Annotated in this window: 10 protein-coding genes; 5 read left to right on the forward strand and 5 right to left on the reverse strand. The window is 74.5% G+C overall.

The annotated features are described in order from the left end of the window. Nucleotides 1-90 precede the first annotated feature (90 nt). Complete coding sequence (locus AC1Z4A_RS28800) at nucleotides 91-1,608, reverse strand: alpha/beta hydrolase (protein ID WP_483682787.1); 1,518 nt, start codon at nucleotides 1,606-1,608, stop codon at nucleotides 91-93. 102 nt (nucleotides 1,609-1,710) lie between these two features. Between AC1Z4A_RS28800 and AC1Z4A_RS28805 the strand changes: the two genes are divergently transcribed. From AC1Z4A_RS28805 to AC1Z4A_RS28815, 3 genes are all read left to right on the forward strand, one after another. Further along, nucleotides 1,711-4,116 (forward strand): excinuclease ABC subunit UvrA, encoded by a 2,406-nt coding sequence (locus AC1Z4A_RS28805; RefSeq protein ID WP_483682788.1) that lies wholly within the window; start codon nucleotides 1,711-1,713, stop codon nucleotides 4,114-4,116. Between the two features lie 97 nt (nucleotides 4,117-4,213). Then, entirely contained in the window at nucleotides 4,214-5,401 is a 1,188-nt protein-coding gene (locus AC1Z4A_RS28810) for an FAD-dependent monooxygenase (protein WP_483682789.1), read from the forward strand. Nucleotides 5,402-5,436: 35 nt separating this feature from the next. Next, on the forward strand, nucleotides 5,437-6,300 hold the full coding sequence (locus tag AC1Z4A_RS28815) for an Fpg/Nei family DNA glycosylase (protein WP_483682790.1): 864 nt from the start codon (nucleotides 5,437-5,439) through the stop codon (nucleotides 6,298-6,300). Between the two features lie 18 nt (nucleotides 6,301-6,318). On the opposite strand, the gene AC1Z4A_RS28820 is transcribed toward AC1Z4A_RS28815, so the two are convergent. The 3 genes from AC1Z4A_RS28820 to AC1Z4A_RS28830 form a co-directional block, all read right to left on the reverse strand. Further along, nucleotides 6,319-7,761 (reverse strand): amino acid permease, encoded by a 1,443-nt coding sequence (locus AC1Z4A_RS28820; protein WP_483682791.1) that lies wholly within the window; start codon nucleotides 7,759-7,761, stop codon nucleotides 6,319-6,321. A 95-nt stretch (nucleotides 7,762-7,856) separates the two neighbouring features. Beyond that, nucleotides 7,857-10,214 (reverse strand): GH92 family glycosyl hydrolase, encoded by a 2,358-nt coding sequence (locus tag AC1Z4A_RS28825; protein WP_483682792.1) that lies wholly within the window; start codon nucleotides 10,212-10,214, stop codon nucleotides 7,857-7,859. Nucleotides 10,215-10,316: 102 nt separating this feature from the next. Then, nucleotides 10,317-12,647: an Orn/Lys/Arg family decarboxylase gene (locus tag AC1Z4A_RS28830; protein ID WP_483682793.1), complete on the reverse strand. Its 2,331-nt coding sequence runs from the start codon at nucleotides 12,645-12,647 to the stop codon at nucleotides 10,317-10,319. Between the two features lie 169 nt (nucleotides 12,648-12,816). Between AC1Z4A_RS28830 and AC1Z4A_RS28835 the strand changes: the two genes are divergently transcribed. Further along, nucleotides 12,817-13,512 carry a (2Fe-2S)-binding protein gene (locus AC1Z4A_RS28835; protein WP_483682794.1) on the forward strand — a complete coding sequence of 232 codons (696 nt, stop codon included), beginning with the start codon at nucleotides 12,817-12,819 and terminating at the stop codon, nucleotides 13,510-13,512. Between the two features lie 232 nt (nucleotides 13,513-13,744). Here AC1Z4A_RS28835 and AC1Z4A_RS28840 read toward each other — a convergent pair whose 3' ends face one another. Further along, nucleotides 13,745-14,386 carry a PAS domain-containing protein gene (locus tag AC1Z4A_RS28840; protein WP_483682795.1) on the reverse strand — a complete coding sequence of 214 codons (642 nt, stop codon included), beginning with the start codon at nucleotides 14,384-14,386 and terminating at the stop codon, nucleotides 13,745-13,747. A gap of 123 nt (nucleotides 14,387-14,509) precedes the next feature. On the opposite strand from AC1Z4A_RS28840, the gene AC1Z4A_RS28845 reads away from it, so the two are divergent. Next, on the forward strand, nucleotides 14,510-17,689 hold the full coding sequence (locus tag AC1Z4A_RS28845; protein ID WP_483682796.1) for a bifunctional cytochrome P450/NADPH--P450 reductase: 3,180 nt from the start codon (nucleotides 14,510-14,512) through the stop codon (nucleotides 17,687-17,689). Nucleotides 17,690-17,701 lie beyond the last annotated feature (12 nt).

Consider the following 17,701-nt stretch of genomic DNA (forward strand, 5'->3'; position numbering starts at 1 on the left):
CCCCTATCACACCGCGCGCGGAGGCGGTAGGCGCGGATCGACACTTCACGAATGGCGGACGTCGGCAGACGGCAGCGGGCGTCACGGGCGTCAACGGACGCCGCCGCCCCTGCGGTCCGGCCCGGCCCCGGGCAGCCCGGGGCCCGCGCAGCGCACGTCCGCCCTCGGCACCGTGCCGTCCACCAGGTACGCCGCCACCGCATCGTCCACGCACGCGTTGCCCCGGCCGGCGAACACGCCGTGCGAGTAGTCGTCCTCCAGGGTCACCAGGCGGGAGCCGGGGAGGACGCGGCGCAGGGCACGGGCGCCCGCGAGCGGGCTGACCGGGTCGTGGGCCGAGGCCACCAGCAGCACCGGGGGTGCCGAGCGGCTGCCGAGGGCCGGGCGGTGCGCGGGGCGGTGGTGCCAGTACGCGCAGACAGCCGCCTCCAGGCCGGTCAGGACGGGCAGCGGGTCGAGCCGGCGCAGCCGGCGGATGCCGTCGACGACCTGCCCGGGGGTCGGGCCGGGCCCGTCGGCGCACTTCACGATGCGGTTCGCGGCCTCGTAGTTGCGGTTGCCCGGGGAGTCGAACGGCGCGGTCGGCCGCAGCCCGTCCACCGTGCCGTCGCGCAGGTACGCGGCCAGCCCGTCGCCCAGCCGCGCCCAGCGGTCCGTGTGGGCGAGGGCGCGGTAGACGGCGCGGTCGAACTCGGCCGGGCCGAAGCCGTGCACGGGGTGCTCGGCCAGTTCGGCACGGGCCTCCTCGTACGCCTCGCGGACCTCCGGGCCGTCGTCGCCGAGCCCGAAGCGGTCCTCGTGCGTGGCCAGCCAGCCGAACAGGACCGTGCGCTGCCGGAGCATGGCCTCCGCCTGGAGCAGATCGACGTCGAACCAGTCCCACGGGGGGACGACGCTGTCCAGCACCATGCGGCCGGTGCGCCGCGGGAACCGGGCCGTGTAGGCCGCGCCGAGGTAGCTGCCGTAGGAGACGCCGAGGAAGCTGACGCGCGGTTCGCCGAGCGCGGCGCGCAGGGCGTCCATGTCGCGGGCGGTGGCCTCGGTCGAGAGGTGGGGCAGGGCCGCGGCCCCGGCACCGGCCGCGCAGTCGGCGGCGAGCCGGCCCAGCCCTGCCAGCAGCTCGCGCTCGGCGGCACCGTCGCGGGGGACCGGGTCGGGGCGAGGGGAGGTGAAGTGGCCGCCCATCGCGCCGCAGTCGACGGGCGAGCTGCCGCCGACGCCGCGCGGGTCGAGACCGACGACGTCGTAGGCGCGGCGGACCCGCTCGGGCAGCCGGGCGCGCTTGACCACGGCGTACGGCAGCCCGGCACCGCCCGGCCCGCCGGGGTTGACCAGCAGCACACCGCGGCGCTCGGCCGGGGTGCCGGTGGCGCGGACCCGGGAGACGGCCAGCCGCAGCTGCGGCCCCTGGGGCCGCTCCCAGTCGAGGGGGACGCCCAGGGTGGCGCACTCGACGCGGGCGGGTGGGGGCGGGTGGGGCACGGAGGCGGGGCAGGAGGCGAATCGCAGGGGGTGGTGGGGTGCGGCGTGGGTGGGGGCGGGGGAGAGGAGGGCGGCCGCGAGGGCGAGGGTACACAGGGTGGTGGCGGTACGGGTGGGGCTGGGCATGGGCTTTCCTTTCCCCGCCCCGCCCCTTCCCGTAACCGGGGGCTCCGCCCCCGGACCCCGGGTGGGCACAAACCGGCGCGGGCGGGGAAATACCATCGAACGATGCACGACCAGTACGTCCGCGTGCGCGGCGCCCGCGAGCACAACCTCAGGTCCGTCGACGTCGACATCCCCCGCGACGCCCTCGTCGTCTTCACCGGCGTGTCCGGCTCCGGCAAGTCCTCGCTCGCCTTCGGCACCCTCTACGCCGAGGCACAGCGCCGGTACTTCGAGTCCGTCGCCCCGTACGCGCGCCGTCTGATCCACCAGGTCGGCGCGCCGAAGGTCGAGGAGATCAGCGGGCTGCCGCCCGCCGTCGCGCTGGAGCAGCGGCGGTCCGCGCCCACCTCGCGCTCCTCCGTGGGCACGGTCACCACGCTCTCCAACTCCCTGCGCATGCTCTTCTCCCGCGCCGGGACCTACCCGGAGGGCGCCGAGCGGCTGGACTCCGACGCCTTCTCGCCCAACACGCCGACCGGCGCCTGCCCCGAGTGCCATGGGCTGGGCCGGGTCCACGAGGTCACCGAGGCGTCCCTGGTCCCCGATCCCTCGCTGTCCATCCGGGAGGGCGCGATCGCCGCCTGGCCCGGTGCGTGGCAGGGGAAGAACCTCCGCGACATCCTCGACGCCCTCGGCCACGACGTCGACCGGCCGTGGCGCGAGCTGCCGCAGGAGGACCGCGACTGGATCCTGTTCACCGACGAGCAGCCGGTCGTCACCGTGCACCCCGTCAGGGACGCCGAGCGCATCCAACGCCCGTACAAGGGCACCTACATGAGCGCCCGCCGCTATGTGCTGCACACCTTCGCGGACTCCAAGAGTGCCGCGCTGCGGGCCCGGGCCGAGCGGCACCTGGTCGGCAGGGACTGCCCGGTGTGCGCGGGCAGGCGGCTGCGGCCCGAGGCGCTCGCGGTCACCTTCGCCGGGCGGGACATCGCGTACCTGGCCGCGCTCTCGCTCACCGACCTGGCCGGTACGCTGCGCCCGGCTCGCGACGGCGACGGCGTCGCCGCCACGCTCGCCCGGGATCTCGTCGCCCGGATCGAGGTGCTCACCGAACTCGGCCTGGGCTACCTCAGCGTGGACCGGTCCACCCCGACCCTGTCGGCGGGCGAGTTGCAGCGGCTGCGGCTGGCCACCCAGCTGCGCTCGGGCCTCTTCGGGGTGGTGTACGTCCTGGACGAGCCCTCCGCCGGGCTGCACCCGGCGGACAGCGCCGCCCTGCTGAAGGTGCTGGACCGGCTCAAGGGCGCGGGCAACTCGCTGTTCGTCGTCGAGCACCACATGGACGTCGTGCGCCGCGCGGACTGGATCGTCGACGTCGGACCGAAGGCCGGCGAGCACGGCGGGCAGGTGCTCTACAGCGGCCCGGTCGCCGGGCTCGCGGAAGTGGCGGGCTCGGCGACCCGCCGGTTCGTGTTCCCCGGCGCCGGGGACCGGGCCGCGACCGCCGCGAGCCGTGCCCGTGCGCCGCGCACCCCGTCCGGTGCGCTGCGGCTGCGCGGCGTCACCCGGCACAACCTCCGCGGTCTCGACGCGGACTTCCCCCTGGGCGTCTTCACCGCCGTCACCGGCGTGTCCGGCTCGGGCAAGTCCACCCTGGTGGGCGAGGTGCTCGCGGAGACCGTCGCCGCCCATCTGGAGCAGCGGCAGCCCGAGGTGGCCGCCGAGGGGCTGGCCGCCGTGGACCGGCTCGTCCGCGTCGACCAGAAGCCGATCGGCCGTACCCCGCGCTCCAACCTGGCCACCTACACGGGCCTGTTCGACGCCGTCCGCAAGGTCTTCGCGGCCACCGACGAGGCCCGGGCCCGGGGCTACGGCGCCGGGCGCTTCTCCTTCAACGTGGTCGGCGGGCGCTGCGAGGTCTGCCAGGGCGAGGGCTTCGTCGCCGTCGAGCTGCTGTTCCTGCCCGGCACGTACGCGCCGTGCACCGCCTGCGGGGGCGCGCGCTACAACCCCGGGACGCTGGAGATCACCTACCGGGGCGAGAGCATCGCGGGCGTCCTCGACATGACCGTCGACGCGGCGGCCCGGTTCCTGGCCGATGTGCCGGCCGCCGCCCGGAGCCTGCGGACGCTCCAGGACGTCGGCCTGGGCTATCTGCGGCTGGGGCAGCCCGCCACCGAGCTGTCCGGCGGCGAGGCCCAGCGGATCAAGCTCGCCGCCGAGCTGCAGCGCACCCACCGGGGGCACACCCTCTACGTCCTGGACGAGCCCACGACGGGGCTGCACCCGGCCGACACCGAGGTGCTGCTCGGCCAGCTCCACGGGCTGGTGGAGGCGGGCAACACGGTCGTGGTCGTCGAGCACGACATGGCCGTGGTGGCGGGTGCCGACCACGTCGTCGACCTGGGGCCGGGCGGGGGCGCGGAGGGCGGCCGCGTCGTGGCGGCCGGCACCCCGCAGGAGGTGGCGCGGAGCGCCGCGAGCGCCACCGCGCCGCACCTGGCCGCCGCGCTGCGGGAGTAGCCGCGCGGCATCCGTGCACTGGACGCGCACCACCCCTTCTGGTTACGTCGGGGCCAAGTGTTCGACCGGACTGGATGTGTGGGGACGGAGCACCACCATGGCCCATGCCCTGATCGCCGGCGGCGGCATCGCCGGACCCGTGGCCGCGATGGCCCTCCAGCGGGCCGGGATCGACTCCACTCTCTACGAGGCGTATCCGGAGGGCGCCGCCGACACCGGCTCCTTCCTCGCCCTCTTCGCCAACGGCCTGGCCGCCCTGCACACCGTGGACGCCGACGGGCCGGTGTACGCGGCCTCCTGCGTGGCCGACACCGTCGAGTCCTTCGGCGCGGACGGCACCCGGCTGGGACGGCAGCCCATCGCGGGCTCCCGGGACGAGGGCCTCGGGGTCCGCACCCTGCCGCGCGCTGCCCTGTGCCGCACCCTGCGCGCCGAGGCCGCCCGCCGTGGCATACCCATCCGCTACGGCAAGCGCCTGACCGACGCCGCCACCCGGCCCGACGGCACGGTCGTCGCCTCGTTCGCGGACGGCACGAGCGCCGAGGGAAGCCTCCTCGTCGGCGCCGACGGCATCCACTCCCGCGTCCGCGCCCTCCTCGACCCCGCGGCGCCCCCGCCCCGCCACACCGGCCAGCTCACCGTCTGCGGCGAGACCCGGGACACCGGGCACCCGGCGCCGCCCCGCACCTACCGCATGTACTACGGCAGCCGTGCCTTCTTCGGCTGCACCACCGCCCCCGACGGCACCACCTACTGGTTCGCCAACATCCCCGGCGGGGAAGTGCCCAGAGCCGCCCTCGCCGGCACCCCGCCCGAGGAGTGGCGCCGCCGTGTCGCCGGGCTGTTCGACGGGGACGGCACCCCCGCCGCCGCCATCGCACGCGCCACGGGCGACGCGGTCGTCGCCCTCAACGGCTACGACATCCCCACCACCCGCGTCTGGCACGACGGGCGCACCGTGCTCCTCGGCGACGCCGCCCACGCCACCGCCCCCAACGCCGCCCAGGGCGCCTCCATGGCCATCGAGGACGGCGTCGTCCTCGCCCGCTGCCTGCGCGACCTCCCCGACACCGGCCGGGCGTTCGCCGCCTTCGAGCGGCTGCGCCGGGAGCGCGTCGAGAAGGTCGTGGCCATGAGCGCCGCCATGGCCCACAGCTCCCCCTTCGACCGGCAGGCCCGGCGCGCCCGCGAGGCCGAGGCGGCCCGGCGCACGGCCGGCGACCCGCGTGAGGACTCCGCCTGGCTCACCGGTTACCGCGTCGACTGGGACGAGCCCGTGGCCTGAGTTGCCGCCCGGACGCGCTGCGGCAGACTGGAGCCATGCCGGAGCTGCCGGAGGTCGAGGCCCTCGCCGGATTCCTGTCCGAGCGCCTCGTCGGCCGTACGGTCGAGCGCGTCCTGCCCGCGGCCGTGAGCGTCCTCAAGACCTACGACCCGCCGCTGAGCGCCCTCGAAGGGCGCGCCGTGACCTCCGTGCACCGGCACGGCAAGTTCCTCGACCTCGCCACCGGGGGCGGCCCGCACCTGGTGTGCCACCTCGCCCGGGCGGGCTGGCTGCGCTGGCGGGACACCCTGCCGGAGGAGCCCCCGCGGCCGGGCAAGGGGCCGCTCGCGCTGCGGGTGCGCCTCGCCGGGGGCGGCGGCTTCGACCTCACCGAGGCGGGCACTCAGAAGCGGCTCGCCGTGTACTGCGTCCGCGAGCCCGCCGAGGTCCCCGGCATCGCCCGGCTCGGCCCCGACCCCCTCGCCCCCGACTTCACCCTCGACGCCTTCGCCGGGCTGCTGCGCGGCGAGCGGCGGCAGCTCAAGGGCGTCCTGCGCGACCAGAGCGTCATCGCGGGCATCGGCAACGCCTACTCCGACGAGATCCTGCATGCGGCCCGCATGTCCCCCTTCAAACTCGCCGCAAGCCTCACGGAGGAGGAGACCACCACCCTCTACGAGGCGCTGGGCAGCACCCTGCGCGACGCCGTCGAGCGCTCCCGCGGCCAGGCCGCCGCCGAGCTGAAGGCGGAGAAGAGGAGCGGCCTGCGCGTCCACGGCCGCACCGGGCAGCCCTGCCCGGTCTGCGGGGACACCGTCCGCGAGGTGTCCTTCAGCGACTCGTCCCTGCAGTACTGCCCCACCTGCCAGACGGGCGGAAAGCCGCTCGCCGACCGCAGGCTCTCCCGCCTGCTGAAGTAGCGGCCCGCCGTGGCGGCGTCAGCCCTGGGGGATGCCCCGGGAATCGGCGTGGGCCAGCTCCGAGTGCTTGTAGGAGTAGGCGAAGTACACGGCCATCCCGATGACGAACCACACCGCGAACCGCACCCACGTCTGCCACGCCAGATAGGTGATCAGCCAGATCGACGCGGCCACCCCGATCCCCGGCACCACCGGCACCCACGGGCAGCGGAAGCTGCGCGGCAGCTCCGGCTGCTTGTAGCGGAGCACGATGACCGCCGTGCACACGACCGCGAAGGCCAGCAGGATGCCGATATTGGTCAGCTCCGCCGCCTCGCCGATCGGGATGAGCCCCGCGATCACGGCCGAGGCGATCCCCACGATCCACGTCACCCGCGTCGGCACGTGCCGCGTGGGGTGGGTGTGGGCGAACCACTTCGGCAGCAGCCCGTCCCGGCTCATCGCGAACCACACCCGGGTCACACCGAGCATGAAGGTGAACATGACGGTGAGGATGCCGATGATCGCGCCGACCGCGATGACGTCGGCGATCCCGCTGAGCCCCACCGACTTGAAGGCCGTGGAGAAGCCGCTGGCCTTGTCGATGTGCTGGTAGTTCTGCATGCCGGTGAGCACCAGGCACGCCAGCACGTACAGCACCATCGAGATGGCCAGCGAGTAGAGGATCGCCCTGGGCATGTGGCGCTGCGCGTCCTTGGACTCCTCCGCCGCCGTGGACATCGCGTCGTACCCGAACACCGCGAAGAAGACCGTGGCCGCACCCGTGAACGTACCGCTGAGGCCGAAGGGGAAGAAGGGCTTGTAGTTGCCGCTCTTGACGTGGAAGAAGCCCACGACGATCACCAGCAGGACCACGATGACCTTCAGTCCCACGACCACCGTCTCGAACCGGGCCGCGTTCTTGATGCCCATGGTCAGCAGATAGGCGATCAGCAGGCAAAGCACCGCCGCGAACAGGTCGATCCGGTGCCCGTCCCCCGTCCCCGGCGCGCCCAGCATCCAGGCCGGCAGATGGGCGTTCGCCTCGCCCAGCAGGAAGTTGATGTACCCGGAGATGCCGATGGCCACGACCGAGACGATCGCCGTGTACTCCAGCAGCAGGTCCCAGCCGATGAACCAGCCGCCGATCTCGCCGAGCACCGCGTAGCCGTAGGTGTAGGCCGACCCGGCCCGCGGGATGAGGCCCGCGAACTCCGCGTACGAGAAGGCCGCCGCCGCGCTCGCCACGCCCGCGATGAGGAACGACACCAGCACGGCCGGGCCCGCCACGCCGTTGGCGATGGTGCCCGCCAGGCTGAAGATGCCGGCCCCGATGATGCCGCCGACGCCGATCGCGGTGAGCTGCCACAGGCCCAGGGTCCGGGTCAGGTGCTCGCCGTGCGCCTCCGCCTCCTCCGCCTCCTCGATCGTCTCGATCGGCTTGCGGCGCAGTACGCCCTGCCCTGCCCGGAGCCCGGCCATGTCCTCGTCCTCTCGTCGACGCTGACGGGGATGGCCGTCATCATGGCCGAGCCCCGGCGGCGACGGAAGCCGCCGCCCCGCGCCGGCTCCCGGGATCAGCCGATGGCGGGCGGCGGTGCGGCCGCCTCGCCCGTGCCCCAGCGCGAGGGCTGCGACCCGACGGTGAAGTCCAGCCGCCCGCCCTCGCGGAGCGTCCTCGTCGTCAGGTACGTGCGGTCGTAGCCGGCGCCGTCCAGCCGCGCCGAGCGGACGTACCGGTCGGTGTCCGAGGTGCCCCGCGCGGTCACCGTGAAGCGGCCCCGCGGATACCACTTCCGGTCCAGGTGCAGGTCGACCCGGTCGAAGACGGGGGTGCTCAGCCCCCACAGGTCCGTTCCCGGGGCCACCGGGTAGATGCCGACGGCCGACAGGACCATCCACGCCGACATCGTGCCCAGGTCGTCGTTGCCGGTCATCCCGGTCGGGGAGTCGGTGAACAGCGTGAGCGCCGCGTGCACCACGTCCGTGGTCTTCCACGGCTTGCCCGTGGAGAGGTAGGTGTAGGGCGCGATGAGGTCGGGCTCGTTCTGCGGGTTGTACTTGTCGGCGTTGTAGTAGTCGTACGGGCCGTTGACCCACACCTCGCGGGCCGTGCGCGCCGGGTCGGCGAGCAGCCGGTCGTAGGCGAAGAAGGAGTCCAGCCGCTTGCCGGCCGCCTCCCGGCCGCCGATCAGCCGCACCAGGCCCGGCAGGTCCTGCGGCACCAGCCACTGGTACTGCCAGGCCGTGCCCTCGTGGAAGCCGGGGCTCCGCGCCGGGTCGGCGGAGCCGGTGAACGCGCCGGAGGCGTCGCGGGGGCGGAAGAAGCCGGTGGCCGGGTCGTACAGCCTGCGGTAGTTGCGGGACCGGGCCGCGTACCGCTCGGCGTCCGCGCGGTGCCCCAGCGCACGGGCCATCCGGGCGAGCACGCCGTCGGCCAGCGCGTACTCGAGGGTGGCCGAGGCGCCCTCGTGGAAGTCGGAGTCGCCGGGCTTGTGCTGGGGCTCGCCGGGCAGGTACGGCACGTAACCGTCCTTGACGTACCGGGCGTTGCCCTCGCGGCCGATGTACGGGGAGCGGGCCGGGGGGACGCCGTCGGCGTTCTTCCGCAGCGCCCGGTAGGCCTCCTCCTCGTGGCCTTCGAGCAGGCCCTGCTCGAACGCGTTGGTGAGGTACGGAGTCACCGGGTCGCCCGTCATGATGTTCGTCTCGACCGTCCCGTAGCCCCACTTGGGCAGCCAGCCGCCCTCGGCGTCGACCCGCAGCACGGACAGCGCCATGTCCCGCGCCTCGCGCGGGGCGAGCAGGGACAGGAGCTGGGCCTGGGTGCGGTAGGTGTCCCAGAGCGACCAGTTCTGGTAGTAGGTGAAGCCTTCGGCACGGTGGATTCTCTGGTCCCAGCCCGTGTAGCGGCCGTCGGCGTCGCTGCCCACGTTGGGCGAGAGGAACGAGCGGTAGAGGGACGAGTAGAACGTGCGGCGCAGCGTCCTGCCGCCGCCCTCGACGGCCACGTCGGCCAGCCGCCGCTGCCACGCCTCGCGCGCCGCGGCGGCCGTGCGGTCGAAGCCGTCCTCCTCGGCGCGCAGATTGTGCTCGGCTCCCGCGGCGTCCACGTAGCTGACGGCCGTGGTGGCTTCCACGGTCCGGTCGCGGGTGGTGTCGAAGCGCACCCAGGCGCCGTTGCGGCCCGTGGAGGTCGAGGCGCGGCTGCCCGCGGTCACCCGGTCGCCGTTCCAGGTGCCGTAGGAGGCGAACGGCCGGTCGAAGCGGGTGAGGGTGTGCACGGTGTACGGCCGGGTGTCCTGGCAGAAGCCGCGGCCGGTGATGGTGGTGCGCACGGTGCGGCTGTCGACGACCTCGACGCTGCTGGAGACCGTCCTGTGCAGCGACTGGCCGGTGTTGAAGAGGACGTTCGCCTTCTCGGTGGCGGGGAAGGTATAGCGCTGCCCGCCGGTGCGGGCGGTCGCCGTGAGTTCAGCGGTGATGCCGCCGTAGGAGGAGAGCCGCACCCGGTAGTAGCCGGGCCGGGCCGTCTCGTTCTCGTGGGCGAACTCGGCGGCGTAGCGGGCGTTGTCGGTCTGCGTCACGTCCCCCGTGGTGGGGAGCACGGGCAGGTCGCCGCCGATGCGGCAGCCCACCCCCGACAGGTGCACGGTGCTGAACCCGCGGATGTGGCGGTCCTTGTAGTCGTAGCCGGTGCTGTGCCCGGTGTCGGGGGAGAGCTGCACCATCCCGAACGGGACGGCGGCGCCGGGGAAGGTGTTGCCCTCGTTCTGGGTGCCGATGAACGGGTTGACGAGGCCGGTGAGGTCACCGCCCGGCGCCGCGCCCGCCCGCTCCGGCGGGACGAGCGCGGTGGCGCCGAGCACCGCCGCCAGGGCGAGCGCGGCCGCGCCGGTACGGCGGCGCAGCGGTGGGTGTACGGCCCGTCTCATTCGACCACGCCCCTCGTATGACAGCGATGTCAGCGCAGAGGCTCGCCTGGGCGGTACGAGGAGTCAAGGATGCGCCGGATGGTGGGCGTGGTGTTCCGGACATCACGAGGTACGCAGACACTCGATCGTGTAGTCGCCGGTGTCCGCGTCGACGGTCACGCCGTGGGTCTCGCTGCGGAATCCGGGGAACTCGCGGTCGAAGGACTCCAGTGCGCCGAGGTAGCGCAGCAGCGGTCCGCCGGCGTCGCCCGTGGACTCGCCGGGCATCAGGACCGGGATGCCGGGCGGGGTGACGGTCACCATGGCCGCGGCCACCCTGCCCGCGGCGTCGGCCAGCCGTACGCGCTCGGTGCCGCCGCGGATCAGCCGCTGGTAGCACGACTGGGGCGGGGCGACCGGCTCCGGCAGCTCCTGGAAGGCGGTGTCCAGCAGCGTGACCAGGTCCGCGCGGCGCAGGTGGTCGTGCATGGACTGGCACAGGCCGGGCAGCGTCGATCCGGCGTACCGCCGCGGGTACTGCGCGAGGAGGTCCGGCAGGACGCGGTCGAGGGGAGCATCGCCGTCGTAGAGCGCCTTGAAGTCCATCAGGGCGTCCAGCAGGGTGCCCCACTTGCCCTTGGTGATGCCCATGGAGAAGAGGACGAGCGTGGTGTAGGCGTCGGTCTTCTCGACGACGATGTTCCGGCTCGCCAGATAGGCCGTCAGGATGCGGGCGGGGATGCCCCGGTCGGCCCACCGGCCGGAGGCGTCGATCCCCGGGCAGGTCAGCGTCACCTTGACCGGGTCCAGCAGGCAGTAGCCGTCGTCGAGGCCGGGGAAGCCGTGCCAGTCGGCGCCCGGTTCCAGCTGCCAGCAGGACGGTTGGGTGCGCAGGAGTTCGGCGGGGGCGTCGGCGAAGGCCTGCCGTTCGCCCGTGTCCGGGTCGGTGACGCTGCCGGGCTGCCAGGCGCCGAAGAACCAGGGGGGCCGGTCCCCGGCGGCCGCGATGCGCCTGCCGGTGCGGGCCACGGCCTGCCGGAAGCGGATGGCCTCGGTGACCGCCTCGTCGACCAGCCAGTGCCCCTGCGGCCCGTCCATCATCGAGGCCGCCACGTCGAGGGAGGCGATGGCGGGATAGAGGGGCGAGGTGGTGCCGTGCATCATGAACGCCTCGTTGAAGCGGTCGTGCTCCACCGGGGCCCGCGGCGACGGCTTGACGTGCACCATCGCGCTCTGCGACAGCGCCGCCAGCAGCTTGTGCGTGGACTGGGTCGAGAAGACGGTGGGGCGCTCGGGGCCGGGGAAGGTGCCGGGGCCCACCGACATTCCGTAGCGCCCGGCGTAGAGGGGGTGGAAGCGCGCGTACGCGAACCACGCCTCGTCGAAGTGCAGCCGCGGCGTACTGGGGGCCAGCTCGCGGGCGACCCGGACGGCGTCGTAACACAGCCCGTCGTAGGTGGAGTTGGTGAGCACGGCGTACTCGGCCGCGGGCGAGGCCGCCTCCCGGGCGAGCGGGTGGCGGGCGATGCGGCCCGCCACCGCCGCGGCCCCGATCTCGGCCGGGGGCAGCGGCCCGGCCAGCCCGTAGCCGTTGCGGGTGGGGACGAGGTAGACGGGCCGGGCGCCGGACAGGACCAGGCCGTGCAGGACGGACTTGTGGCAGTTGCGGTCCACCAGGGCGATCTCGTCGCGGGAGACGCAGAAGTGCCCGACCATGCGGTCCGCGGTGGAGTTCCCGTGCAGCACGAAGTAGGTGCGGTCGGCGCCGAAGATCCGGGCGGCGTTGCGCTCCGCGTCCCCGATCGGACCCGTGTGCTCGAACAGCGAGCCCAGCTCCTCGACCGAGATCGACAGGTCGGTGCGGAAGAGCCGCTCCCCGTAGTAGTCGAAGAGGGCACGCCCGACCGGGGACTTCAGGAAGGCGACGCCGCCCGCGTGCGCCGGGGTGTGCCAGGAGTACTCGTGGTCGTCGTCGAAGCGCCGCAGCGCCTTGAAGAACGGCGGGAGGACGGCCTCCCGGTAGGCGCGCGCGGCCCCGGCGATCCGCCCGGCGATGAAGGCCGGGGTGTCCTCCAGCGGCCAGACGTAGCCGACGACGGCCTCCGCCACCCACAGCGGCAGGCGGTCGAGGTCCTCGTCGGCGCCCTCCGTCATGACGAGCAGGACGGGCAGGTCCATGAAGCGCTGCCCGATCCGGCGCAGCACCGCCGCGCCGCCCGGCTCGTCGCCCTTGACGTCCCCGGCTGCCGGGAGGTCCCACGCCACGACCGCGGCCGCCAGCCCGGCCTCCGTGCGCAGCACCGCCCGCGCGTCGGCCTCGGTCCGGGCCCAGCGCACCTCCAGGCCGTGCTCCTCCACCGCCCTGCGGATCCTGCGCAGTTGCCCGCCCTCGGAGTCCGCTGCGAGCGGGTCCTCGCGCAGCGCGAACAGAACGGTTCCCGTGCCACCGGCCATGAGATCCACCCCTTGCACGATATGCCCGACCTCTTACGATCATCGGATGTCCGGCGCTCAGTCTCGCCGGAAGCGCGTGGCCGGGCAGCCCGCCGGCTTCCGAATCACCCGTGCGGGGCGTACGGGGTACAGTGTGCGACCGCCTCCGAACGAAGGAACCGCCCGCCTCATGCACCTCAGCGAACTCGCCGATGTGGGCCCGTTCTTCGCGCTGCGCACCGGGGGCGACGGCCTTGAGGGATACCTGCCGCTCGGCGAGGAGGCCGTGCGGCTGCGGGTCGCGACCGTCGCCGGGCGGCTGGGGACGGACGACACCCGCGTGGCCGCGTCCATCGCCTTCCAGGGCATCGCGGGGCGGCTGCTGTCCGTCGCCCTCGGCTCGGCCGTGCTCACCGGGCGGCTCCCGGCCCTGACCACGGAAGGGCTGCGCTGGCACCCCGCCCGTACCGCGCCGGACGACCTGTCGCTGGCCGTCCCCGAGGCCCTGCCGCCCACCGCGGACCCGGCCGGACAGCTCGCCGCCACCGTCCTGCACGGCCTGCTGGTCCCCCTGCACCGGGCCACCCGGGCGGTGACCCCCGTCTCGGCGCGGCTGCTGTGGGGCAACGCCGGTTCGTCGCTGGCCGGTTCGCTGCGGGTGCTGCACGACTGGTGCACGGAGCGGGGGCGTCCGGGGGACGCGGCGTCGGCGGTCGCGCTGGTGCGCGGGCTGTTCCGGGACGAGCTGCTGCGCAACACGGGGGCGCTGCGCTGCGGTTCCGGGGGGCCGGTCTTCGAGCGCAGCACGTGCTGCCTGTATTACCGGGTGCCGTCGGGGGGTTACTGCGGCGACTGTGTGCTGCGGAACCCTCCGCGGGGGCGGTGAGGGGTTTCTTTTCCCCTACCCCGCCCCTTCCCGAGACTGGGGCTTCGCCCCAGACCCCTGGACCGCGCTGCGCGCGCCACGCGGCGGAGCCGCACATCGAGCGCAGCCTCAAACGCCGGACGGGCTGAAATTCAGCCCGTCCGGGGGCACCTCCTGGGGGCACCCCCAGCGGTAGCTGGGGGAGGTAGCTGGGGGAGTTTGAGGACCGGGGGTCCGGGGGCGGAGCCCCCGGTTACGGGAAGGGGCGGGTGGGGGAAAAAGCCCCTGGCACCGGCACCGGCGGCCACTGCCCCGGGGCCAGGACGCCCAGCGCGTACGCCTTCGCCACCAGCGCCGTACGGTTCGGCACCCGCCAGCGCCGCATCAGCCGGGAGACGTGGTAGTTGACGCCGTCCACCGTCAGCCCGACCGCCTTGCCGATCGCCGCCGTCGTCGCCCCCGCCGCCGCCAGCGCCAGGATCCGGCCCTCCACCTCGCTCACCTCCACCGCCGGCCGCGCCCCGGCACCCTCCCGCTCCCGCACCCGCAGCACCGTCAGCAGCATCGGATACATCCGCGACGGCTCACCCACCGTGTCCACCAGCAGCTCTCCCTCCCGGGCCGCCGCCCAGCGCACCTCGATGGCGTAGCGGGAGCGGTGGCCCAGCCGCAGCGCCTCGGTCAGCCGGTCGACCTGGGCCGCGGTGCGCGGGCGGAACAGGTCCAGCAGATTGCGGCCGCGCACCTGGCCCGGCGGCAGGCCCCACTCCGCGGCCATGGCCGGATTGGCCACGGCGACCTCGCCGTCCGCCTGGCAGATGGCGATCGGCACGGGCAGCCGGTCGAGCAGGACGATGAAGTGATTGCGCCACTCGGCATACGCCGCCTCGTTCACCGCTGTGCACCCCCGCGTTACTCCCTCGTACGCCCGGGCGCAAGAGCCGCGCGCCACGGGTCACTGCACAATCATGCAGTCCGGGCTCCCTGCGGCCCGGACCGGGGCGGTCAGGCTGAGGACATGACCCTTGCGACCGAGGCCCCCGCGGCCGTCATCCCCCTCGTGGACGTCTCCGCCGTCGGAGTGGGCGACACCCCGCTCCAGCAGGTGATGCGTCTGGCCCGCCGGCACGGGCCGGTCTTCCGGCGCCGGCTGCACGGCACGGACCGGCTCTTCGTCTCCTCGCTCGACCTGGTCGCCGAGCTGGCCGACGAGGAGCGCTTCACCAAGCACGTCGGCCCGGCGCTGGAGAACGTCCGCGAGTTCACCGCCGACGGGCTCTTCACCGCCTACAACCACGAGACCAACTGGGCCAAGGCGCACGACATCCTGCTGCCCGCCTTCGCCCTCGGCTCGCTGCGCGCCTACCACCCGGCCATGCTGACGGTCGCCCGCCGCCTCGTCGAGTCCTGGGACGCCCGTCTGGCGGAGGGCGCGCCCGTGGACGTGCCCGGGGACATGACCCGCATGACGCTCGACACCATCGGACTCACCGGATTCGGCTACGACTTCGAGTCCTTCGCACGCGACGAACCGCACCCCTTCGTCGAGGCCATGGTGCGCTGCCTCGACTGGAGCATGACCCGGGTCGGAGGCGACCCCGACGCCGACCACACGGCAGCGGACGAGGCGTTCCGGGCCGACGCCGCCTTCCTCGCGGGCGTGGTGGACGACGTCGTCGCCACCCGTACCGCCTCCGGCGACACCCGCACCGACGACCTGCTCGGCCTCATGCTCGGCGCCCCGCACCCGGCCGACGGCACCACCCTCGACCAGGCCAACATCCGCAACCAGGTCATCACCTTCCTCATAGCCGGGCACGAGACCACCTCCGGCGCCCTGTCCTTCGCCCTCTACCACCTGCTGAAGGACCCCGTCTCGCTGCGCCTCGCCCAGCGGGAGGCCGACGAGCTGTGGGGCGACACCGCGGACCCCGAGCCGTCCTTCGAGGACGTCGGCCGGCTGCGCTGGACCCGGCAGGTCCTGTGCGAGGCCCTGCGGCTGTGGCCCACGGCCGCGGCCTTCGGCCGGGAGGCCCGCGAGGACACCCTGCTCGGTGGGCGCTTCCCGCTGCGGGCCGGAGAGGGCGTCACCGTCCTCACCCCGATGCTGCACCGCGACCCGGTCTGGGGCGACAACCCCGAGCTGTTCGACCCCGCCCGCTTCGCCCCCGAGGCGGAGGCGGCCCGCCCGCCGCACGCCTACAAGCCCTTCGGCACCGGGGAACGCGCCTGCATCGGGCGGCAGTTCGCCCTGCACGAGGCGACCATGCTGCTCGGCCTGCTCGTGCACCGCTACCGCTTCGCCGACAGCTCCGGCTACCGGCTGCGCATCAAGGAGACCCTCACCCTCAAGCCCGACGGCTTCACCCTCTCCCTGGCCCGCCGCACCACCGCCGACCGGCTCGCCGCCCGCACGGCCCTGCCGGGCGCCGCCCGGTCCGCCACGGAGACCGGCGATGCCACGCCCGTACCCGCCCGCGCCCGGCAGGGCACCGGGCTGCTGGTCCTGCACGGCTCCAACTACGGCACCTGCCGCGACCTCGCCCACGACCTCGCCGGCGAAGCGGCCCGGCTCGGCTTCGCCGCCACGGCGGCCCCGCTCGACGAGCACACCGGGGCACTGCCCCGCGAGACCCCCGTGGTGATCGTCGCCGCCTCCTACAACGGCCGCCCCACGGACGACGCCACCGCCTTCGCCCAGTGGGCCGACACCGCGCGGCCGGACGCCGCCGCAGGGGTGCACTACGCCGTCCTCGGCGTCGGCGACCGCAACTGGGCCGCCACCTACCAGCGCGTCCCCACCCGCCTCGACGAGCGGCTCGCCGCCCTCGGCGGCATCCGGCTGCTGCCCCGCGCCGAGGCCGACGCCTCCGGCGACCTGCGCGGCACCGTCGAGGAGTTCACCCGCGCGCTGCGCCGCGCGCTCCTGGAGCGGTACGGCGACCCGGCGAGCACCGGCGCCGCCGCACCCGAGGACGACGGCGCCGCCCACACCGTCACCGAACTCACCGGCGGACCGCTCGACGCGCTCGCCGCCCGGCACGGCATGCTGCCCATGACCGTCACCGAGGCCCGCGACCTGACCGACCCCGCTCACCCGCGCACCAAGCGCTTCCTGCGCCTCGCCCTGCCGGACGGCGTCACCTACCGCACCGCCGACCACCTGGCCGTCCTGCCCGTCAACGACCCCGCCCTGGTGGCCCGGGCCGCAGCGCTGTTCGGTACCGACCCCGGCACCGTGCTCGCCGTGCACCCCCGCCGCCCCGGCCGCGACACCCTGCCCGTCGACCGGCCGCTGACCGTGCGCGCACTCCTGGCGCACCACCTGGAACTGCAACAGCCCCCGGCACCACGGCAGCTGGAGCACCTGGCCGCCCGCAACCCCTGCCCGCCCGAGCAGGCCGCCCTGCGGGCCGTGGGCGACGGCGACCCGCGCAGCGTCCTCGACCTGATCGAGGACCACCCGTCGCTGCGCGGCACCCTCGGCCCCGCGGACCTGCTCGAACTGCTGCCCCCGATCCGCCCCCGCCTCTACTCCGTCTCCTCCTCACCGGCCACCGGCCCCCGTCACATCGACCTGATGGTCTCCGTGCTGAGCGCCCCGGCCCGCTCCGGCCGGGGCGAGTTCCGCGGCACCGGCTCGGGCCACCTCGCCGCCCTGCGGCCCGGCGACACGGTCCTGGCCCGCGTCCAGCCCTGCCGCGAGGCCTTCCGCATCGCCCCGGACGACCCGGCTCCCGTGGTGATGGTGGCCGCTGGCACGGGCCTCGCGCCCTTCCGGGGTGCGGTCGCCGACCGCACCGCCCGGGCGGCGGCCGGAGCCCGGCTCGCCCCCGCGCTCCTCTACTTCGGCTGCGACGCCCCCGACGCCGACTTCCTGCACGCCGGTGAACTGCACGCGGCACAGGAGGCGGGCGCGGTCTCGGTGCGCCCGGCGTTCAGCAACCGGCCCGGCCCGCAGGGTCCGTTCGTCCAGCACCGCCTCGCCGCCGAGGGCGACGAGGTGTGGTCCCTGCTGGAGGCCGGGGCGCGGGTGCACGTGTGCGGCGACGGCAGCCGCATGGCGCCGGGCGTCCGCGCCGCCCTGCGCGACCTGTACGCCCGCCGGACGGGCGCGGACGCCCGGGAGGCGGACGCGTGGCTGCGGGAGCTGACGGACGCGGGCCGCTACGTCGAGGACGTCCACGCCATCGGCTGAGCGCGAACCCGT

The sequence above is a fragment of the Streptomyces sp. 17_S59 genome (assembly GCF_056930295.1).

Coding starts and splice junctions, on each gene's coding strand:
- AC1Z4A_RS28800 (WP_483682787.1), bottom strand. CDS start 1,608: ATGCCCAGCCCCACCCGTACCGCCACCACCCTGTGTACCCTCGCCCTC.
- AC1Z4A_RS28805 (WP_483682788.1), top strand. CDS start 1,711: ATGCACGACCAGTACGTCCGCGTGCGCGGCGCCCGCGAGCACAACCTC.
- AC1Z4A_RS28810 (WP_483682789.1), top strand. CDS start 4,214: ATGGCCCATGCCCTGATCGCCGGCGGCGGCATCGCCGGACCCGTGGCC.
- AC1Z4A_RS28815 (WP_483682790.1), top strand. CDS start 5,437: ATGCCGGAGCTGCCGGAGGTCGAGGCCCTCGCCGGATTCCTGTCCGAG.
- AC1Z4A_RS28820 (WP_483682791.1), bottom strand. CDS start 7,761: ATGGCCGGGCTCCGGGCAGGGCAGGGCGTACTGCGCCGCAAGCCGATC.
- AC1Z4A_RS28825 (WP_483682792.1), bottom strand. CDS start 10,214: ATGAGACGGGCCGTACACCCACCGCTGCGCCGCCGTACCGGCGCGGCC.
- AC1Z4A_RS28830 (WP_483682793.1), bottom strand. CDS start 12,647: ATGGCCGGTGGCACGGGAACCGTTCTGTTCGCGCTGCGCGAGGACCCG.
- AC1Z4A_RS28835 (WP_483682794.1), top strand. CDS start 12,817: ATGCACCTCAGCGAACTCGCCGATGTGGGCCCGTTCTTCGCGCTGCGC.
- AC1Z4A_RS28845 (WP_483682796.1), top strand. CDS start 14,510: ATGACCCTTGCGACCGAGGCCCCCGCGGCCGTCATCCCCCTCGTGGAC.